Raw genomic sequence first — 20,264 nt, 5'->3', positions numbered from 1 at the left:
CGAAGGTGTTCGTTACTTGAGATAGGTCTTGAGGATGCGCAGCACGCCGTCGAGTTCGGCGTCGGAGGCGACGTCGACGGGCGCTTGCGTGCGCGCCAGCGTCTCCTTGAGGTGGCTCTCGATCACTTCCGCCATCAGCCCGCCGACCGCGCCGCGCAGCGCCGCGATCTGTTGCAGCAGGGGACTGCAGTCGGTCCCCGCCTCGATCGCGCGCCGCAGCGCCTCGACCTGCCCGGCGATGCGGGAAAGCCGCGTCAGAGCGTGCTTCTTGTCTTCCGGCGAATGCGGCATCGGCTCCTCCCGATTGGGGAAGCTTCGGCGACGGCGCACGATCTGTCAACATACTCCGGGGAGTATATGGAGGGGCGGGTTCCGGGTTGACAGAACCGCCCTTTCGGCGCTTCGGTCGCGCCTTCATTCCTGCCGCCTCGCCATCGGAGCCGTCATGTCCGCGCTTGCCCCCGTCATCGCCCCGTCGATCCTCTCGGCCGACTTCGCCCGTCTCGGCGAAGAGGTGACGAACGTGCTCGCCGCCGGCGCCGACTGGATCCACTTCGACGTGATGGACAACCACTACGTCCCCAACCTGACGATCGGGCCGCTGGTGCTCCAGGCGATCCGGCCCATCGTCAAGGCGCCGATCGACGTCCATCTGATGGTCGAGCCGGTCGACCGGATGATCGAGATGTTCACGGAAGCCGGCGCCGACATCGTCACCTTCCATCCGGAGGCGAGCGGCCACGTCGATCGTTCGCTCGACCTGATCAAGAAGAAGGGCGCCAAGGCCGGTCTGGTGCTCAACCCGGCGACGCCGCTCTCGACGCTCGACTGGGTGATGGACCGGGTCGACATGATCCTGCTGATGTCGGTCAACCCCGGCTTCGGCGGCCAGAGCTTCATCCCGCACGTGCTGGAGAAGGCGAAGCGCGTGCGCGACCTGATCGAGGCCTCGGGCCGCGAGATCCGCCTTGAGATCGACGGCGGCGTCAAGGTCGACAACATCGCCGAGATCGCGGCGGCCGGCGTCGACGCCTTCGTCGCCGGCTCGGCGATCTTCGGCAAGCCGGACTACGCCGGCATCATCGCGAAGATGCGCGCCGAGATCGCCCGCGGCCGTGGCGAGACGCTGGACGCCTGAGGCGTGCAGAGGTCCTTCACCCTGAGGTGCTCGCGCAAGCGAGCCTCGAAGGGCGAAGGGCCGAGAGGCACCGCCCGTCGACGGCTTCGCCCTTCGAGGCCCGGCTTTCGCCGGGCACCTCAGGATGAAGCCGAACGGAGATAGGCAGTCTTCTGCGGATCGATCGCCCTCAGGCGATCCCGAATTTCGCCACCGCGTCGAACAGCTGGTCGAACCGGTCGAGCACCGCGTCGGGGTGATACTCGGCGACCGGCTTGTCGGTGTAGCCGAAGGTGAAGGCGACGACGGGGATGCCGGCGGCGCGCGCCGTGGCGATGTCGGTGCCCGAATCGCCCACCATCACCGACCGCTTCGGATCGCCGCCCGCCCGCTCGATCGTGCCGAGGAGATGGGCCGGATCGGGCTTGCGGACCGGGAACGTGTCGCCGCCGCAGATCGCCGCGAAGCGTTGCGTCAGGCCGAGCGCGTCGAGGAGTTGCAGCGACAGACCCTCGAGCTTGTTGGTGCACACCGCGAGATCCCAGCCGGCGGCGACGAATCGGTCGAGCGCCGCCTCCATGCCCGGGAAGGGGCGGGAGTGGACGGCGATCGATTCGCCGTAGAGCGGGATGAAGCGGGAAAACAGCCGATCGAGCTCGTCTTCGGCCAGCGGCACCTCGGCGATGGCGAAGCCGCGCTTGATCATCGCCCGCGCGCCGGCGCCCAGAAGCGCCCCCGCATCGGCCCGCGTCATCGGCCGGACGCCTTCGTCGGCGAGGATGCGGTTGAGCGTCGCGATCAGATCCTCGGCGGTGTCGACGAGGGTTCCGTCGAGGTCGAGGACGAGCAGCGGTCGGGTCATCACGGGGTCTCCGGCAACGGGAGGCGGACACTAACGGCCGAAGCGCCGGCGCGAAACCCCTGCGATTTCGATCGCGTCGGTTTCCCGTGCCGGCGCTTCGCACTGGCGAGGCGCGCGCCGCTGCGCTATGGAAACCGCGACGGGTCGGGCCGGGCCCGTCGGTGAGGAACCCGTGGGCACGCCCGCGGACACGAGGAGAGACGCCGCGCATGAGCGCCGAGATGAAGAAGCGCGCCGCCGCCGCCGCCCTGGAGTTCGTCGAACCCGGCATGCGGCTCGGCATCGGCACCGGCTCGACCGCCGACGAGTTCACCAAGCTGCTCGGCGAGAAGGTCGCGAACGGCCTCGACATCATCGGCGTGCCGACGTCGGAGCGCACCAGGGTGCTCGCCGGCTCGCTCGGCATTCGCCTGGCCACCCTCGAGGAACTGCCCGAACTCGATCTGACGGTCGACGGCGCCGACGAGATCGGCCCCGGTCTGTCGCTGATCAAGGGCGGCGGCGGTGCCCATCTGCGCGAGAAGATCGTCGCCGCGGCCTCGGCCCGCATGGTGGTGATCGCCGACGAGACCAAGATCGTCGACATGCTCGGCGCCTTCCCGCTGCCGATCGAGGTCAACCGCTTCGGCCTGCGTGCCACGACGATCGCCATCGAGAAGGCGGCCGCCCGGCTCGGCCTCTCCGGCACGCTGGTCAAGCGCGTCAACAAGGCCGACGGGACCGATTTCGTCACCGACGGCGGCCATCTGCTGCTCGATGCATCATTTCGCCGAATTCCCGATCCATTGAGCCTCGCGCGCGCGCTGGTCGACATTCCCGGCGTCGTCGAGCACGGCCTATTCCTCGGCATGGCGACCGCCGCCGTGGTGGCCCGCGCCGACGGCATCGACGTTCTGAAGCCCTGACACGAAGTCCTTTCCGCGTCGGCCTGCCGCCGACGCACGAGACAGCCAACCGGAGCCTTCCGATGACCCGTTCCTTCGCCTCTCGCCTCGCTGCTGCCGCTCTCTTCGTCGGTCTCGTCCAGCCGGCCTTCGCGGACGACTACACCAAGGAGCACCTCGACGCGGCCAAGGCGGCGATCGATGCGAGCCATGTCGGTGACGGTCTCGACAACATCCTGATCGGCGTCGCCCAGCAGACCAAGGCGGTGCTCGCCCGCACCAATCCGGCCCAGTCGAACCTGATCGACGAGCTGACCAACACCGCCGCCCTCGAGCTGGCCGCCAAGCGCCCCGAGCTCGACAAGCAGATCCAGGAAGTCTGGGCCGCCCGCTTCTCCCAGGACGAGCTGAAGAAGATCGCCGAGTTCTACAACTCGCCGGTCGGCCAGAAGCTCTCCAAGGAGACCGCGTCGATGGTCCAGATGTCGGGCGTCGCCGCCCAGGTCTGGCAGGCGAAGATCGCCCAGGAGATGCTCGCCAAGGTGCGCGAGGCCGCCAAGGCCAAGGGCGTCAACTTCTGACGTCTCTCCCGCGGCGGCAGACCGCCGCGATTCGGATGGTTCGGCGGGCCCGCTCCCGCCGCGACAGGCGTGAACGGGCGGGCCTGCCGCCCGTGGTGTGACCGATCGGCGGAGGGCCCGATGGCCGAGGCAAGCGACTTCGATCTCGACCTCTTCGTCATCGGCGCCGGGTCGGGCGGCGTCCGGGCCGCCCGCATCGCGGCGACCCACGGTGCCCGCGTGGCGATCGCCGAGGACCGCGAGGTCGGCGGCACCTGCGTCATCCGCGGCTGCGTACCGAAGAAGCTGATGGTCTATGCCGCCCGCTACGCCGACGACTTCGCCGACGCCCGCGGCTTCGGCTGGACGGTCGGCGCGACGTCGCACGACTGGTCGGCGCTGATCGCCGCCAAGGACCGCGAGATCACCCGCCTCGAGGGCGCCTATGTCGCCAATCTCGAACGCGCCGGCGTGACCATCCTGCGCGCCCGCGCCCGGCTCGACGGACCGCAGCGCGTCCGCCTCTCCGACGGTCGCACCTTCACCGCCCGCCACGTCCTGATCGCCACCGGCGGCACCCCCGTGCGCGACGGCGGCTTCCCCGGCTCCGAACTCGCTGCCACCTCGGAGGAAGTCTTCCACTGGCCGCAGCGCCCCGAGCGCGTGGTGGTGGTCGGCGGCGCCTATGTGGCGCTCGAATTCGCCTCGCTGCTCGCCGGCCTCGGCTCGAAGGTGACGGTGCTCTACCGCGGCGAGGAGATCCTGCGCGGCTTCGACGGCGAGGTCCGCGCCCATGTCCATGCGGCGCTGGTCGCCCGCGGCCTCGACGTCGTCACCGGCGACACGCCGGCGGCGCTCTCCCGCGAGGCCGACGGCTCGCTCCGCCTCGAGACGCGTGCCGGCCGGGTGATCGCCGCCGACGCGGTGCTGCTGGCGATCGGCCGCAGGCCGGCGACGAAGGATCTCGGCGTCGAGACGACCGACCTCCGCCTCGCGGCCGACGGCTCGATCCCGGTGACCGGGGCGGCGGCGACCAATCTCCCCTGGCTCCACGCCGTCGGCGACGTCACCGGCCGCCCGGCGCTGACCCCCGTCGCCATCCGCGACGGCCATGCCTTCGCCGACCAGACCTTCGGCGGTCTGGCGCGCGAGGTGTCGCACGAGCAGATCCCGACGGCGGTCTTCACCACCCCCGAAGTGGGCACCGTCGGTGCCGGCGAGGAGGACCTGCGCGCGGCGGGAATCGCCCATGCGATCTTCCGTTCGACCTTCCGTCCGATGCGGGCGACGCTCGCCGGTCGCGAGGAGCGTACGCTGATGAAGATCCTCGTCCGGGAAGCCGACGACCGCGTCCTCGGCGTCCACGTCGTCGGCCCGGATGCCGCCGAAATGATCCAGCTGGTGGCGGTCGCCATGCGGATGGGCGCGACGAAGGCCGACTTCGACCGCACCATGGCGCTCCATCCCTCGGCGGCCGAGGAGCTGGTGACCATGCGCCAGCCGTCCGGCCACTGGCGTCCCTGACCGCGACGGGCGGTTCGGCCAACCCTGCGAAGTAGGGAGTTCGCGCGATTTGACCCCCGCTCGGCGCGGGGCTATTTTCCGCCGCGTCGGTGAGGTGCGGTGAAACGGTCGCACCCCGACGAGTGAAGCCGGGGAGCGAAGAACCAGACCCACACGAGGCGATGCGCGATGCGGAGGGGCGATCCGCGATCGACGTTTCGCCGTCACGCCGACGGGCGCGAGGCAGACCTCGCGCCGCGACGAAGGTTCGAACCGCACCCGTTTCTCCCGGGAGAGGGCCATGGCCCAGAGTGATCAGGAAGTCCCGACGGCGGGTGACGCCGCTTCGGAAGCGCACGAGACGCCCATCGACAAGGCTCCCGCGGCACCGGCGACCCCGGCCGACAGCCCTTGCGCGCCCGCGGCACCGGCCCACGGCCACGGCGGCCACGCTGCCGGCCATGCCGGCGTTCTCGCCGCCCTCGGCATCGTCTTCGGCGACATCGGCACCTCGCCGATCTACACCCTCGGCACCGCCTTCAAGGTCGGCGTGATCCAGCCGGTCCCCGCCGACATTCTCGGCTTCCTGTCGCTGATCATCTGGTCGCTGATCATCGTGGTCGGCATCTGGTACGCGATCTTCATCATGCGCGCCGACAACCGCGGCGAGGGCGGCATCTTCGCCCTGATGGCGCTCGCCCATCGCGCCCGGCCGGAACTCGGCACGGTGATCGCCGTGCTCGGCATCATCGGCGCCTCGCTGTTCTACGGCGACGCGGTGATCACGCCGGCGATCTCGGTCCTGTCGGCGGTCGAGGGCATCGCGGTCGCCGCGCCGTCGCTCGAGCCGGTGGTCCTGCCGCTGGCGGTGGTGATCCTGACGACGCTCTTCGCCGTCCAGCGCGGCGGCGCCTCGAAGGTCGGCGGCTGGTTCGGTCCGATCATGCTCGGCTGGTTCGGTCTTCTCGGCCTTCTCGGCCTGAAGCAGCTGATGCTCTACCCGGGCGTCCTGTGGGCGCTCGACCCGTGGTACGGCATCGCCTTCATCGCCAACGGCGGCTGGCACGTCTTCGCCATCCTCGCCGTCGCCGTCCTCGCGGTGACCGGCGCCGAGGCGCTCTACGCCGACATGGGCCACGTCGGCCGCGATTCGGTGCGCAAGGCCTTCGCCTTCGTCGTCGTGCCGGCGCTGATCCTGGTCTATCTCGGCCAGGGTGCCCAGGCGCTCGCCGATCCGCTCCACGGCCACGACGACCCCTTCTTCCAGATGGTCGGCCCCGCCTTCCAGCCGGTGCTGGTGGTCTTCGCCACCATGGCGACGGTCATCGCCTCGCAGTCGGTGATCTCGGGCGCCTTCACGGTGACCCATCAGGCCGCCCACCTCGGCTTCTGGCCGCGCACCGACACCCGCCACACCTCGGCCGCCGAGCGCGGTCAGGTCTACGTGCCGGTCGTCAACATGGTGCTGTTCATCGCCGTCATCGCCATCGTGCTGATGTTCCAGAAGTCGGAGAAGCTCGCCGAGGCCTACGGCTTCTCGGTGACCGGCACGATGGTCGTGACCTCGCTCCTCGCCTTCATGGTGGCGCGCGGCGCCTGGGGTTGGCCGCTGTGGCGCGCCATCCCGACCGTCGCCTTCTTCATGATGTTCGACGTCGGCTTCTTCCTGTCCTGCGCCACCAAGCTGCTGCACGGCGCCTGGCTGCCGCTGGTCATCGGCATGCTGCTGGTCTTCATCATGGCCGCCTGGCGCATGGGTCGCCTCAGGCTCGCAGCAAGGCGGCGGCACGAGGGCGTACCGATCAAGATCGCGCTCTCGGCGCTCCGCAGCCCGCGCATCGAACACGTGCGCGGCACCGCGGTCTACATGATGGAAGACGCGTCGCTGGCGCCGCGGTCGTTCCTGCACAACCTCAAGCACAACAAGGTCGCCCACCAGCAGATCGTCTTCATGTCGATCCAGACGACGGAAGAGCCCTGGGCCGATCCCGATCGCCGGGTCTCGGTCGAGGAGATCGGCGAGGCCGTCGCCATGGTCCGGGTGAAGTTCGGCTTCATGGAGACGCCGGACGTGCCGACCGCGCTCGCCGCGTCGGAGTGCATGGGCGTCCACGTCGACCGGAAGGACCTGTCCTTCTTCGTCTCGCGCGCCCATCTCGTCGAAGGCGAGGAGCGTGGCCTGTGGACCTGGCTGCGCGGGCTCTTCATCTTCCTCTATCGCAACCAGGCCGATCCGGCGGAGTACTACCAGATCCCGCCCGGTCGCGTGGTCGACCTCGGCGCCCAGATCACCATCTGAGGCTCGGGCGCCGATCCGAAACGAAGAGAGCCCCGGTCGACGACCGGGGCTCTTCTCGTTTGTGGGGAGGGGGATTTGTTCGCCGGATGCGGATCGGATCCTCGTCCTCTGTTCGGCTTCATGCTGAGGTGCCCGACCGTAGGTCGGGCCTCGAAGCGCGAAGCCACGACGGGCCTTGCCACTCGGCCCTTCGCCCTTCGAGGCTCGCTTTGCTCGCACCTCAGGATGAAGGGCCTCTGCGAGAGTTCCGGTGGGCCGAAACTCCGCCGCCCCGCTCTCACTCGAAGGCGCAGCCGGGCTTGGCGCCGAGCTTCTTCAGGATCATCGCCAGCGGGCAGAAGCCGGTGAAGGCCGCCTGCAGCATGTTGGCGCCGACGAAGGCGGTGAAGAACAGGAAGTACGGGTGGACGTACCAGCCGAGCGCCAGTGAAATCAGGATCATGGTGCCGGCGAAGGCGAGGACGATGCGGTCTATGCTCATGGGGGAACTCCGGAGCGACGAAGCGCCGATGGCGCCGCGTGCGGAAAAATCGGACAATGCTCCCGGTGCCGGGCGCGGGGAGCTACGAAAGAACCATGCCGCCCTCTTGTTGGATTAGCAAGATCTAATATATACGGTCGGAGCAAGAATCCCCGACCGGGAGGAGAGCGCCGCGAGACGGCGGCCGCCTCGATCGAACCCAAGCTGGAGCACTCCTCGGCATGCCTCGTTCCATTCCTCTCCTCGATCCGTCGGCCGGCGCCTTCCGTCGACGTGCCGCCGCCTCGCGTGCGGCGCTCGCCTTCGCGCTGGTCCTCTCGGCCTCCGCCGCGGCGGCGGGCGAGGTCGTGACCGTCGCGCCGGTCACGGTCGACGACGCCAAGGAAGTGCTGGCGACGGTGGAGAGCGTGCGTGCGCCGCTCGCCCGCGCCCGCATCGGCGGTACGCTGGAGAAGGTGGCGGTGGTCGAAGGCGATCGTGTGGCGAAGGACGCCGTCCTCGCCGTCGTCGTCGATCCCAAGCTGAAGCTCCAGCTGGGGGCCTCCGACGCCCGCATCGCCGCGCTCGAGGCCAAGCTGACGCTGGTCCAGATGGAACTCGACCGCGTCCGCCAGCTGCGCACCACCGGTGCCGCGCCGCAGGCCAAGCTCGACGACGCTCAGACCCAGCTCGTCGTCACCAAGGCCGAGATCGCCGCCGCCGAGGCCGAGAAGTCGGTGCTGGAGCAGCAGGTGGTCGAAGGCCGGGTGCTGGCGCCCGACGAGGGGCGCGTCCTCAAGGTGATGGGTGTCGAAGGCCAGGTGATCATGCCGGGTGAGCCGGTGGCGAGCCTCGCCACCGCGACCTACGTCCTGAAGCTCCGCCTGCCCGAGCGCCATGCCCGCTTCATCCGCCAGGGCGACGCGATCGTCGTCGCCGGCCGCGGCCTCGACCGTGCCACCGACCTCCGCCCGATCGCCGGCAAGATCATCCGCGTCTATCCCGAGCTCGACCAGGGCCGCGTCGTCGCCGACGCCGAAGCCCCGGGCATCGGCGACTATTTCGTCGGCGAGCGCGTCTCCGTCTTCGTCTCGACCGGCAAGCGCGAGACCTTCGTCCTGCCGAAGGACGCCGTGATCAACCGCGAAGGCCTGACCTTCGTCCGCCTCGAAGGGACCGGCGAGGTCCCGGTTCAGACCGGCGTGTCCCGCCCCGCGACCGGCGATTCGCCGGCCGGCGTCGAGATCCTGACCGGTCTGAAGACCGGCGACCGGGTGGTGCGTCCATGAGCGGTCCCAATGATCATGCGAACGGCGCCGAGCCTTCGAAGAAGGCACTCGGCCTCGCCGGCCACCTGACGGCGGCCTTCATCCGCTCGGCCCTGACGCCGCTCCTGCTCTTTGCCTCGATCGCGCTCGGTTCGCTGGCGCTGATGTCGCTGGCGCGCGAGGAGGAGCCGCAGATCTCGGTGCCGATGGTCGACGTCCTGGTCCAGGCCGACGGCCTGCGCGCCGACGACGTGGTCGAGCTCGTCACCAAGCCGCTCGAAGGCATCCTCAAGGGCATCGACGGCGTCGAGCACGTCTACACCTATTCCTACGACGACCGCGTCATGGCCGCCGCCCGCTTCCAGGTCGGCACCAAGTCCGACGAGGCGATCCTGCGCGTCCACGAGAAGCTGCGCGCCAACTTCTCGCGCATTCCGCTCGGCATCCCCGAGCCGCTGGTGGTCGGTCGCGGCATCAACGACGTCGCCATCGTCACGCTGACGCTCTCGCCCAAGCCCGAGGTCGCCGACCGCTGGTCCGACAACGCGCTCTACAAGCTGGCGGAGAAGCTCCTGACCGAGATGGTCAAGATCGACGACGTCGGCCTGACCTACATGGTCGGCGGTCGCGCCGATCAGATCCGCGTCGAGCCCGATCCGGAACGGCTGGCCCGCTACGGCATCGCCCTCAACGATCTCGTCGAGAAGGTCAAGAACGCCAACCGCTCGTTCCTGGTCGGCACCCTGCGCGACCAGGGCCGTCAGGTTCCCGGCGCCGCCGGCCAGACCCTCCAGGGCATCCCCGACGTCGGCCTGCTGTTGTTGGCCTCGCGCGACGGTCGCCCGGTCTACGTCAAGGACGTCGCCAACGTCGTGATCGAGGCCAAGCCGGAAGAGGCTCGCGCCTGGACCATGACGCCCGACGGCAAGGGCGGTCTCGTCGCCACACCCGCGGTGACCATCGCCATCGCCAAACGCGCCGGCGCCAACGCCGTCACCATCGCCAAGACCGTGGAGAAGCGGTTGGCCATGGTCGAGCACGAGATCATGCCGTCCGACGTGGTCGTCACCAAGACCCGCGACTACGGCGAGACCGCCGACGAGAAGGTCGGCGAGCTCCTGTTCCACCTGGCGCTCGCCACCCTGTCGATCGCCGCTCTGGTGGGGTTCGCGGTCGGCTGGCGGGAGGGCATCGTCGTGCTGGTCGTGGTGCCCACCACGATCCTGCTCACCATGTTCGCCTCGTGGATCCTCGGTTACACCATCAACCGCGTGTCGCTGTTCGCGTTGATCTTCTCGATCGGCATCCTCGTCGACGACGCCATCGTCGTGGTCGAGAACATCGATCGCCACTGGTCGATGCCCGACGATCGCAGCATCGTCCGCAAGGCGATCGACGCCGTCGCCGAGGTCGGCAACCCGACCATCGTCGCCACGCTGACCGTGGTCGCCGCCCTTCTGCCGATGATGTTCGTGTCCGGCATGATGGGCCCCTACATGAGCCCGATCCCGGCCAACGCCTCGGCCGCCATGCTGTTCTCCTTCTTCGTCGCGGTGATGCTGACGCCGTGGCTGATGGTGAAGATGCGCGGCAAGGGCGGCGTTCCGGCCGGCCACGGCGAACACGACGAGGGTGCGCTCGGCCGCTTCTATCGCCGCGTCGCCGGCCCGATCGTCGCGACGAAGGCGACCTCCAGGCGTTTCCTGATCGCCGTCGGCGTCGCCACCGTCGTCTCGATGCTGCCCTTCGCCACCAAGTGGGTGACGGTGAAGCTGCTGCCCTTCGACAACAAGTCGGAGCTGCAGGTGGTGTTCGACCTGCCCGAGGGCACCTCGCTGGAGGACACCGACCGCACCTTGATGCAGGCCTCGCGGTTGATCGCCGACGTGCCGGAACTCTCCACCCTCCAGGCCTATTCCGGGACCGCCGCGCCGTTCAACTTCAACGGTCTGGTGCGCCACTACTTCCTGCGCTCCTCGCCCAACCAGGGCGATCTCCAGGTCAACCTGACGCCGAAGTCCGAGCGCAAGCGCCAGAGCCACCAGATCGCGCTCGAGATCCGCCATCGCCTCGACGACGGGCTGAAGCTGCCGCCGGGGTCCTCGGTCAAGGTGGTCGAGGTGCCGCCGGGACCGCCGGTGCTCTCCACGCTCCTGCTCGAGGTCTACGGCCGCGACGCCGCCGAGCGCCGCGAGGTCACCGCCAAGGTCCACGACGCCTTCAAGCGCGTGCCCTTCATCGTCGACGTCGACGACACCGTGCGCGAGCCGGGCGAACGCATCCGCTTCCGCCTCAACGAGGCCTCGCTCGAGTGGTACGGCGTCACCGAACAGGCGGTCTACGACACGATGCGGGCGGTGCTCTCCGGCGTGCCGGTCGGCTACAGCCACCGCGGCGCCGGCGTCTCGCCGATCGAGATCGTGGTGCGCCTGCCCAAGTCCGAACTCGCCGTCACCGAGCGCCTGCTCTCCACGCCGGTCCCCGGCGCCAAGGGCAACGCCGAACTCGGCGATCTGGTCCGCGTCGAGCACGAGAAGGCCTCGCCCTCGATCTTCCGCCGCGACGGCCGCCCGGCCGAGATGGTCACCGCCGATCTCGCCGGTGCCTACGAGGCCCCGATCTACGGCATGCTCGCCGTCTCCGACGAGTTGAAGAAGATCGACTGGGGCAAGAACGGCCAACCGCCGGTGTCGCTGCACGGCCAGCCCGAGGACGAGGCGCATCCGAGCCTTCTGTGGGACGGCGAGTGGGAAGTGACCTGGGTCACCTTCCGCGACATGGGCGGCGCCTTCGGCGTCGCGCTGGTCGGCATCTACCTGCTGGTCGTCGCCCAGTTCGGTTCGTTCCGCGTGCCGCTGGTCGTGCTGACGCCGGTGCCGCTGACGCTGGTCGGCATCGTCATCGGCCACTGGCTGTTCGGGGCGCCCTTCACCGCGACGTCGATGATCGGCTTCATCGCGCTCGCCGGCATCATCGTGCGCAACTCGATCCTGCTGGTCGACTTCATCCGCCACGCCGCCCGCCCCGGCGCGACGCTGCGGGAAGTGGTGCTGGAGGCGGGTGCGATCCGCATCAAGCCGATCCTGCTCACCGCCATCGCGGCGATGATCGGCGCGGCCTTCATCCTGGCCGATCCGATCTTCCAGGGTCTCGCCATCTCGCTGCTCTTCGGCCTCGCCTCGTCGACGGCGCTGACGGTGCTGGTGATCCCGGCGATCTACGTCGTCATGCGCGGCCCCGACAGCCTGCCTGCCGGCCCGGCGGTGGACGAGAAGGCCTGATCGGCGCGTCGCCGAAGCGAAACGAGAAAGGCCCCGGACGGTGACGTCCGGGGCCTTTCTCGTCGCGGGGGCGTCGCGGGTCAGGCGACGAAGAGTTCAGGTCGCGCCTTGGCGAGGTTCAGCAACATCGCGGTATAGGCCTCGACATGCGCCTCCATCTCGCGCGCCGCCGCGTCGCCGTCGTGCGCCGCGATCGCCTCGGCGATGCGTCGATGCCCGGCGTGCGAGGCACGGACGGCCTCGAGGTCGGGCCGGAACGGCTCCTGGCAACGTCGGATCGTCGCCAGCCCGAGGTCGATCTGATGGGCGACCTGCGGATAGGGCAGGGCCAGCGCCAGCGTCATGTGGAACTCGCGGTCGAGCGCGAAATAGGCGTCGGTGTCCTCGGCCTCGATGGCCGCACGCTGCCCCGCCAGGATCTCGTCGATCCGCGCCCGCAGCGCCGCGTCGTCGGCCTGCGCCAACCGCCGCGCCGCCGCCGTCTCGAGCGCGCCGCGCACGAACAGGCTCTCGCGCATCGCGCCGAGGCGCAGCCGCGCGACATAGGTACCGCGTTGCGGATAGATCTCGACGAGACCTTCCTGCTCCAACCGCGTCAGCGCCGCCGTCACCGGTTGTTTCGATACCCCGAGCTTTTCGCAGACCTCCACCTTGTCGATGAACGTTCCGGGTTGCATGCCGAACGACAGTATTTCGTCCCTGAGCCAGAAATATGCGCGTTCCGACTTGCGAACGACTTGTGAAGCGTCGCTTTCCGCGTCGGTTTGCGATCGCATGCCGCGATACATGTGCCTCTCCCCCGAAGTCCGGCCGAAAGCCCGCCAATTGGCTTTCCCGCCGTTCGCCGACATCTCTCGACGACGGCCTTCGGTAAGGGATGCTAGTCCGATCGTCGTCATGAGGGTATCGGAGCAATTACAGATATTCTCATGTATACGGGCAAACCACAATCGTAGATGAAAGTAAATATCCGAAATCCGGCCGAATTCGGCCCTGGAATCGATATCCTTACGTGAAGCCCCTGATGGTGTCGTCTTTCATCGGTCAAGGCGCCATCGCGTCGCCCGTGGGCCGCCGCGCGCGTCCGCGGATGTGGCCAAGACGGCGCCGGGCGTGTATAAACCCGCCTCCGGCGGCCCTGGACAGAGGGTCCTCGGAACCCAAATTCCCAGTGGATGGACAACGCGAGCCCGCATGACGACGGGCGGAGGATCTTGAAATGACGAAGTCCGGGAACTCGGCCGACTGGTCGCCGACGAGCTGGCGTGGCAAGCCGATCGTCCAGGTGCCTGTCTATGCCGATCAGGCCCTGCTTCAGGCGGTCGAGGAAGACCTGCGTACCTGGCCGCCGTTGGCGATCGCCGACGAAGTGCGCCGTCTGCGCAAGAACCTCGGTCGCGTGGCCGAGCGCAAGGCTTTCCTGCTCCAGGGCGGCGACTGCGCCGAGAGCTTTGCCGAGCACTCCGCCAATCAGATCCGCGACTTCTTCCGCATCTTCCTGTCGATGTCGGTGGTGCTGACCCATTCGGCCGGCCTGCCGGTCGTCAAGGTCGGTCGCATCGCCGGTCAGTTCGCCAAGCCGCGCTCCTCCGACATCGAGAAGCGCGACGGCATCGAGCTGCCGTCCTACCGCGGCGACATCATCAACGGCTTCGACTTCACGGCGGAATCGCGCATTCCGGATCCGCAGCGCATGCGCATGGTCTACCGCCAGTCGGCGGCGACGCTGAACCTGCTGCGCGGCCTCGCCAACGGCGGCTACGCCAAGCTCGAGCGCGTGCAGAAGTGGATGGTCGAGTTCCTCGCCGACAGCCCCGTCGCCGAGCGCTTCTCGGAAGTCGCCGAGCGCATCTCCGAGGCGCTCGACTTCATGGCCGCCTGCGGCCTGACCGCCGAGACCGTGCCGCAGCTGCAGACCGTCGATTTCTACACCTCGCACGAGGCGCTTCTGCTCCCCTACGAGGAGGCGCTGACGCGCGAGGACTCGGTCGAGGGCGGCTGGTACGACACCTCCGCCCACATGCTGTGGATCGGCGACCGCACCCGTCAGCCCGACCACGCCCATGTCGAGTACATGCGCGGCATCGCCAACCCGATCGGCCTCAAGTGCGGCCCGAGCCTCGACATCGACGGCCTGCTTCGCCTGATCGAGGCGCTCGATCCGAAGAACGAGGCGGGTCGCCTGACCCTCATCGCCCGCTTCGGCTCGGAGAAGATCGGCAAGCACCTGCCCGAGATGGTCCGCGCGGTGGCCCGCGAGGGCCGCAACGTCGTGTGGTCCTGCGACCCGATGCACGGCAACACCGTGACCTCGGCGACCGGCCACAAGACCCGTCCCTTCGACAAGGTCCTCTCGGAAGTGCAGAGCTTCTTCGAGGTCCATCGCGCCGAAGGCACCTGGGCGGGCGGCGTCCACCTCGAGATGACCGGCAAGAACGTCACCGAATGCACCGGCGGCGCCGTGGCCATCCAGGAGGCGGATCTCTCCCAGGCCTACGAGACCGCCTGCGACCCGCGCCTCAACGCGGCGCAGGCGCTGGAACTGGCTTTCCTCGTCGCCGAGGAACTCAAGAAGGATCGCGCCGGTCGCCCGGCGCTCGCCGCCGCGGCCGAGTGAGCCCGGCGGACGATCCGCCCCGATACGAGAGGATCGTTCGAGAAGATCGAACGATCCTTTCTCGTTTCCAGGGGGCCGTCGTCGTTGAATTCGCGGCCGTCTCGGCCGATTTGTGAAGACGAAAGAGGCCTTCCCGTCGCGATCTCCCATCGGACGATCCGGGGTGGCCGAGGATCGTCATCATGACCGACACCGTGACCCCGATCGCGCCGATCTTCGTCTCCCACGGCGCCCCCAACATGATCCTGCACGACAGCGCCACCCGTTCGTTCCTCGCCGGTCTCGGCAAGGCGATGCCGCGGCCGAAGGCGATCGTCTCGGTCTCCGCCCACTTCATGGCGATGCGCCCGGCGGTGGTCACCGACCCGCGGCCGGAGATGATCTACGACTTCGGCGGTTTCGAGCGCGAGCTCTACCGCATCGAATATCCCGCACCCGGCGATCCGGCGCTCGGCGAACGCGTGCTGTCGCTCCTCGGCGAGGCCGGCCTCGACCCTGCCCGCGTCGAGAGCCGCGGCTTCGACCACGGCACCTGGGTGCCGCTGAAGCTGATGTATCCGGAGGCCGACATCCCGGTCGTCCAGGTCTCGGTGCAGCCGCGCCGCGACCCGCGCCATCACTACGAGATCGGCCGGGCGCTGGCGCCGCTGACGCAGGAGGGTGTGCTGATCCTCGGATCGGGCTCGCTCACCCACAATCTCCACGCCGCCTTCGGCCCGCTCGGCGGCCTGCGCCCGATGCGCGAGGAGGCGGAGGCATGGGTCACCGGCTTCGCCGACTGGGTCGCCGAGAAGGTGGCGGAAGGCGACGTCGAGGCGCTGATCGACTATCGCGCCCGTGCCCCCTTCGGCGGTCGCAACCACCCGACCGACGAGCATTTCCTGCCCTTCTTCGTGGCGCTCGGCGCCGGCGGGGCAGGCACGGTGATCCACCGCGAGACCCAGTTCGCGGTTCTCGCCCTCGACGCCTACCGCTTCGCGGCCTGAGCGTCGGTTCCCTCCGGCAGGTGATCGAGCGGCAGCGGTGCGCCGCTCTTCACCGTCTGGATGGCGAAGTTCGAGCGGATGTCGCTGACCCCCGGCAGCTTCAGCAGCGTGCCGAGCAGGAAGCGTTCGTAGCCGGCGAGGTCGGGCACCACCACCTGCAACAGGAAGTCGGCCTCGCCCGAGACGAGATGGCAGGAGACCACCTCCGCCAGCCCGCCGACGGCGTCGCGGAAGGCGGTCGCCTGTTCGTCGTGGTGGCGCTCCACCTTGACGCCGACGAAGACCGTCAACCCCAGCCCGACCGCCTTGCGCTCGAGCGTCGCGTGATAGCCGGCGATCACCCCGGCCTTCTCCAGCATCTTCACCCGCCTCAGGCAGGGCGACGGCGACAGGCCGACCGCCTCGGCGAGGTCGACGTTGGAGAGCCGCCCGTCGCGTTGCAGGGCGGCGAGAATGCGCCGATCGATGGCGTCGAGCTTCATGTCGGCATCATTCCGTCGTGAGAGTGGAGCGATTGGCAGACTATGCCGATCTTGCTTCGAAACGAAGCACGAAACGCAGAGATCCGCTCCGGCCCTCGGTGCTATCGCTTCCGCGTCGAGGAGGTGATCACATGGAAGCCACGAGCCTTTCGGCCTTCGTCGTCGCGCTGGCGCTGGTCTATCTTCTGCCCGGTGCCGACATGATCCTGGTGCTGCAGACCGGCATCCGCGACGGCCGCCTTGCCGCGCTCGCCGCGGCGGCGGGACTGGCGCTCGCGCGTGCGATCCATGTCGCGCTCGCCGGTGCAGGGCTCGCGGCGCTGCTGCGCTCGGCGCCGGCGCTCTACGACGCGATGCGCCTCCTCGGCGCCGCCTGGATCGCCTGGCTCGGCGTCGAGATCGCCCGATCGCCGGCGCTCCTGCCGGCGCCGGACGCGGCGGTTCGCAGCGATGGCGGCGTTTCGCTCGGTCGTGCCTTCCTGAAGGGCGTCGCCACCAATCTGCCGAACCCCAAGGCGCTGCTCTTCTGCTCGGTGCTGCTGCCGCAGTTCGTCGCCGCCGACGAGGGCGCGGTCGGTGCCCGCTTCGCCCTGCTCGGTCTGGTGCTCGTCGCCGTCGGCATGGTCTTCGATCTCGCCTATGCGCTGGGCGGCACGGCGATCGGCCGGCTCGTCGCCGGCCGGCCGCGGCTCGCCCGTCTTCAGGCACGCGGTTTCGGCGCCGTTCTGCTGCTCTTCGCCGTCGCGCTGGTCGCCGACCACGCAGTGTGAGAATGCCGCGCGTGCTACACTCTGAAATTGCGGAATCATTCGAATTTTAGCGGTTGGATTCGATCGAATCGAACCGATCGGCCGATACCGTCCCGGCGTGGGAGGTCCGTCGCCGCATGTCGCGGCACGGCGCGTCGAACGGAGGCGTCGCGATGCACGACGTCGTGGAAGCCGTCAAGAAGGTCGGATACGCACTCGGCGTCGGCTATTGGATGGTCGAACTCGAGCGCGGGCTCGTCTATTGGCCCAAGGGCCTCGGACGCCCCCGCGGCGAAGAGAGCGAACGCGGCTATCAGGTCGCGCCGCTCGACAAGCTGATCGCCCGCATCGCGCCCGAGGACCAGGGGCGCTTCCGTTCCTTCCTCTCCGGCATCCTCGACGGTCGCGGCGACGAGCCCGTCGATCTCGCCATCCAGGCGACCTGGGGGCCGATCATCCACATCCGCATGGCCGGCCGTCAGGTCGGCCACGGTCGAGACGCCAAGGTGATCGGTCTGGTCGAGGTGACCGAGCACGTCCACGAAGTCGAGCGGCTCGCCAAGAGCCTGTCCTTCATCGTCGAGGCGCTCTTCATCTCCTCCGACAGCGGCATCGTCATCTTCGACGACCAACTGCGCGTGCGCCGGCTCAACCGCAACGCCCTCGACCTCTTCGGCGTCACCGACGAGGAGGAGACCTCGGGCGACTGGGCCGCCGTCATCGAGAAGCGCATGCCGAAGGGCACGCGGGACCTGCTGCTCGAGGCGATCCAGAATTCTTCCGCCGTCTCCGGCACCCTGTCTCTCGGCGGCCTCGGCAGCCCGCGCCTCTCCTGGCGCGCCAACCCCTGGGGCGACGGCGTCGGCGACATGTCCGGCCTCGTCATGACCTTCAACGCCAAGCATCGCGCCGTCGCCGCCGAGGCCGGCGATCACCCGGTGGCGGCGCTCGCCCAGGCGATCGAGACCGGGCTGGCGATCGCCGCCGAGGCCTCGCCGCCGCCGGAACTGCCGCCGCTGCCCGCCGCGGCGCAGAGCTCGGCCGACGCCGACGCGCGTCACCGGGCGCTCGAATGGGTGAAACATCCGATCGTGCTGGTGTCGGTCTCGACCGGCGAGATCGCCTTCGCCAACCGCGCCGCTCGCGATCTCTTCCGCCTGCCGGCCGAAAAGCGCTGCTTCGTCGAGAATCTCTACGATCTGTCGGGCTTCAACTGCGACGTCGATGCGCTCGCGGTCACCGCCGCCGGCGGCGTCGCACTGCGCCTGAGGCTCGGCGCCCGGGTCGGCCGCATGGTCGACTACGACGCCGACCTGATCTTCGTCGAGTATCACGACGCGACGCTGCACACTCGGCCCCATGCGCTGACCCGCGCCGAGATCGCCGACCGCGCAGCGCACAAGGGTGCTTCGCGCACGTCGCCCGTTGTCGCCCGCCCCGGCGCGCGCTAAGACCGAGGCATGACCGATCGCCTTCTCGTCGCCCTCGCGCAGTCGAACCCGATCGTCGGCGATGTCGCCGGCAACCTCGCCAAGGCGCGTGCCGCCCGGGCGGAGGCCGCGCGTCACGGCGCCGACGTGGTGCTGTTCTCCGAGCTCTTCATCGCCGGCTACCCGACGGAAGACCTCGTCCTGAAGCCCGCCTTCCAGGCGACCTGCATGGCCGCAGTCGCCGACCTCGCCGCCGACACCGCCGACGGCGGTCCGGCGGTGCTGATCGGCACGCCCTGGCTCGCCGAGGGCCGGCTGCACAACACCCACGCCCTGCTCGACGGCGGCGCCATCCGCCATCTGCGCTTCAAGGTCGATCTGCCCAACTACGGCCCCTTCGACGAGAAGCGCGTCTTCGTCCCCGGCGATCTCTCCGGTCCGATGCCGGTGCGCGGCGTGCGCATCGGCGTGCCGATCTGCGAGGACATCTGGAAGCCGGACGTGGTCGAGTGCCTCGCCGAGACCGGCGCCGAGATCCTGCTCGTCCCCAACGGCTCGCCCTTCCGCCGCGCGGTGCTGGACGAACGCTTCTCCGTCGCCGTGGCGCGGGTGAAAGAGAGCGGTCTGCCGCTCGTCTATCTCAATCAGGTCTGTGGCCAGGACGAACTGGTCTTCGACGGCGCCTCCTTCGTGCTCGATGCCGACGCCAACCTCGTCGTGCAGATGCCGGCCTTCCGCGAGGCGCTCGGCTTCGTCGAGTTCCGCAAGGTCTCCGGCCGCTGGGTGCCGAGCCCGGGCGAGAAGGCGCTGGTCGAGGAGGGTACGGCCGGTGACTACACCGCCTGCGTCCTCGGCCTGCGCGACTATGTGAACAAGAACCGCTTCCCCGGCGTGGTGCTCGGGCTCTCCGGCGGCATCGATTCGGCGATCGTCGCGGCGATGGCGGTCGATGCGCTCGGCGCCGACCGTGTGCACGCGGTGATGCTGCCCTATCGCTGGACCTCGTCCGACAGCCTCGAGGACGCCGCCGACTGCGCCCGCCGTCTCGGCATCCGCTACGACGTCGTGCCGATCTCCGATCCGGTCGAGGGCTTCCTCGGGGCGCTGGCGCCGATGTTCGCGGGCAAGACCCCCGACATCACGGAGGAGAACCTCCAGTCGCGCACCCGCGGCACCATCCTGATGGCGATCTCCAACAAGTTCGGCCCGATGGTGGTGACGACCGGCAACAAGTCGGAACTGTCCGTCGGCTACGCCACGCTCTACGGCGACATGAACGGCGGCTTCAACCCGATCAAGGATCTCTACAAGACCGAGGTCTATGCCGCCGCGCGCTGGCGCAACGCCAATCGCCCGGTGGGGGCGCTGGGTCCGGCCGGCGAGGTCATCCCCGACCGCATCATCACCAAGGCGCCGACCGCGGAATTGCGCGAGGGCCAGACCGACCAGGACAGCCTGCCGCCCTACGACGTGCTCGACGGCATCCTGATGCGGCTGGTCGAACGCGAGATGGCGGTCGCCGAGATCGTCGCCGAAGGCTTCGACGAGCCGACGGTGCACCGCATCGAGCGGCTGCTCTACGTCGCCGAATACAAGCGCCGTCAGGCCGCCCCCGGCGTGAAGATCGGCCACCGCATCTTCGGCCGCGACCGCCGCTATCCGATCACCAACGGCTTCCGCGATCCGGGCGTGAAGCCCGACCTGCCGGCCGCACCGCTGCCGGTGAAGCCGCTGACCGACGTCGTCGATTTCTGACCCGAACGGAC

Annotated in this window: 17 protein-coding genes; 12 read left to right on the top strand and 5 right to left on the bottom strand. The window is 69.1% G+C overall.

All coding sequences use genetic code 11. The features are described 5' to 3' along the window. Positions 1-12 precede the first annotated feature (12 nt). The gene (locus ACT53U_RS06965) at positions 13-291 is read right to left on the bottom strand and encodes a metal/formaldehyde-sensitive transcriptional repressor (RefSeq protein WP_476153703.1); all 279 of its coding nucleotides are present in this window, start codon (positions 289-291) and stop codon (positions 13-15) included. 154 nt (positions 292-445) lie between these two features. On the opposite strand from ACT53U_RS06965, the gene rpe reads away from it, so the two are divergent. Continuing rightward, the gene (gene rpe / locus ACT53U_RS06960; protein WP_476153702.1) at positions 446-1,138 is read left to right on the top strand and encodes a ribulose-phosphate 3-epimerase; all 693 of its coding nucleotides are present in this window, start codon (positions 446-448) and stop codon (positions 1,136-1,138) included. A gap of 169 nt (positions 1,139-1,307) precedes the next feature. On the opposite strand, the gene gph is transcribed toward rpe, so the two are convergent. After that, entirely contained in the window at positions 1,308-1,979 is a 672-nt protein-coding gene (gene gph, locus ACT53U_RS06955) for a phosphoglycolate phosphatase (protein ID WP_476153701.1), read from the bottom strand. A gap of 209 nt (positions 1,980-2,188) precedes the next feature. Here gph and rpiA point away from each other — a divergent pair, with 209 nt between their 5' ends. The 4 genes from rpiA (at position 2,189) to ACT53U_RS06935 (ending at position 7,225) form a co-directional block, all read left to right on the top strand. Continuing rightward, positions 2,189-2,884: a ribose-5-phosphate isomerase RpiA gene (gene rpiA / locus ACT53U_RS06950; protein WP_476153700.1), complete on the top strand. Its 696-nt coding sequence runs from the start codon at positions 2,189-2,191 to the stop codon at positions 2,882-2,884. Between the two features lie 62 nt (positions 2,885-2,946). After that, a complete protein-coding gene (locus ACT53U_RS06945; protein WP_476153699.1) occupies positions 2,947-3,444 on the top strand; it encodes a DUF2059 domain-containing protein in 498 nt (165 codons plus the stop codon). Positions 3,445-3,564: 120 nt separating this feature from the next. Then, a complete protein-coding gene (gene gorA, locus ACT53U_RS06940) occupies positions 3,565-4,947 on the top strand; it encodes a glutathione-disulfide reductase (RefSeq protein WP_476153698.1) in 1,383 nt (460 codons plus the stop codon). Between the two features lie 280 nt (positions 4,948-5,227). Then, entirely contained in the window at positions 5,228-7,225 is a 1,998-nt protein-coding gene (locus ACT53U_RS06935; protein ID WP_476153697.1) for a potassium transporter Kup, read from the top strand. Between the two features lie 277 nt (positions 7,226-7,502). On the opposite strand, the gene ACT53U_RS06930 is transcribed toward ACT53U_RS06935, so the two are convergent. Then, positions 7,503-7,706, bottom strand: a complete 204-nt coding sequence (locus tag ACT53U_RS06930; protein WP_476153696.1) for a YgaP family membrane protein — start codon at positions 7,704-7,706, stop codon at positions 7,503-7,505. 221 nt (positions 7,707-7,927) lie between these two features. Here ACT53U_RS06930 and ACT53U_RS06925 point away from each other — a divergent pair, with 221 nt between their 5' ends. Both ACT53U_RS06925 and ACT53U_RS06920 read left to right on the top strand, forming a co-directional pair. Then, positions 7,928-8,974 (top strand): efflux RND transporter periplasmic adaptor subunit, encoded by a 1,047-nt coding sequence (locus ACT53U_RS06925; RefSeq protein WP_476153695.1) that lies wholly within the window; start codon positions 7,928-7,930, stop codon positions 8,972-8,974. Further along, on the top strand, positions 8,971-12,234 hold the full coding sequence (locus tag ACT53U_RS06920; RefSeq protein WP_476153694.1) for an efflux RND transporter permease subunit: 3,264 nt from the start codon (positions 8,971-8,973) through the stop codon (positions 12,232-12,234). Before ACT53U_RS06925 ends, ACT53U_RS06920 begins: the two co-directional genes overlap by 4 nt. Before the next feature lie 80 nt (positions 12,235-12,314). Here ACT53U_RS06920 and ACT53U_RS06915 read toward each other — a convergent pair whose 3' ends face one another. Beyond that, positions 12,315-13,133, bottom strand: a complete 819-nt coding sequence (locus tag ACT53U_RS06915; protein WP_476153693.1) for a GntR family transcriptional regulator — start codon at positions 13,131-13,133, stop codon at positions 12,315-12,317. Between the two features lie 320 nt (positions 13,134-13,453). Here ACT53U_RS06915 and ACT53U_RS06910 point away from each other — a divergent pair, with 320 nt between their 5' ends. Further along, positions 13,454-14,851: a class II 3-deoxy-7-phosphoheptulonate synthase gene (locus ACT53U_RS06910; RefSeq protein WP_476153692.1), complete on the top strand. Its 1,398-nt coding sequence runs from the start codon at positions 13,454-13,456 to the stop codon at positions 14,849-14,851. 182 nt (positions 14,852-15,033) lie between these two features. Continuing rightward, entirely contained in the window at positions 15,034-15,837 is an 804-nt protein-coding gene (locus ACT53U_RS06905; RefSeq protein WP_476153691.1) for a DODA-type extradiol aromatic ring-opening family dioxygenase, read from the top strand. On the opposite strand, the gene ACT53U_RS06900 is transcribed toward ACT53U_RS06905, so the two are convergent. Further along, positions 15,819-16,319, bottom strand: coding sequence for an Lrp/AsnC family transcriptional regulator (locus tag ACT53U_RS06900; RefSeq protein ID WP_476153690.1), 501 nt, complete (start codon positions 16,317-16,319; stop codon positions 15,819-15,821). The two genes, ACT53U_RS06905 and ACT53U_RS06900, sit on opposite strands and share 19 nt — an antisense overlap. A 131-nt stretch (positions 16,320-16,450) precedes the next feature. Between ACT53U_RS06900 and ACT53U_RS06895 the strand changes: the two genes are divergently transcribed. From ACT53U_RS06895 to ACT53U_RS06885, 3 genes are all read left to right on the top strand, one after another. Next, complete coding sequence (locus ACT53U_RS06895) at positions 16,451-17,089, top strand: LysE family translocator (RefSeq protein WP_476153689.1); 639 nt, start codon at positions 16,451-16,453, stop codon at positions 17,087-17,089. Between the two features lie 152 nt (positions 17,090-17,241). Next, entirely contained in the window at positions 17,242-18,519 is a 1,278-nt protein-coding gene (locus tag ACT53U_RS06890) for a PAS domain-containing protein (protein ID WP_476153688.1), read from the top strand. A 9-nt stretch (positions 18,520-18,528) separates the two neighbouring features. Further along, entirely contained in the window at positions 18,529-20,253 is a 1,725-nt protein-coding gene (locus ACT53U_RS06885; protein WP_476153687.1) for an NAD+ synthase, read from the top strand. The last annotated feature ends 11 nt before the right edge of the window (positions 20,254-20,264 follow it).

This window comes from Pinisolibacter sp. DMC19 (assembly GCF_056313985.1).
Note: the sequence above shows the minus strand (reverse complement) of the source record. Positions and strands in the feature narration are given on the sequence as shown.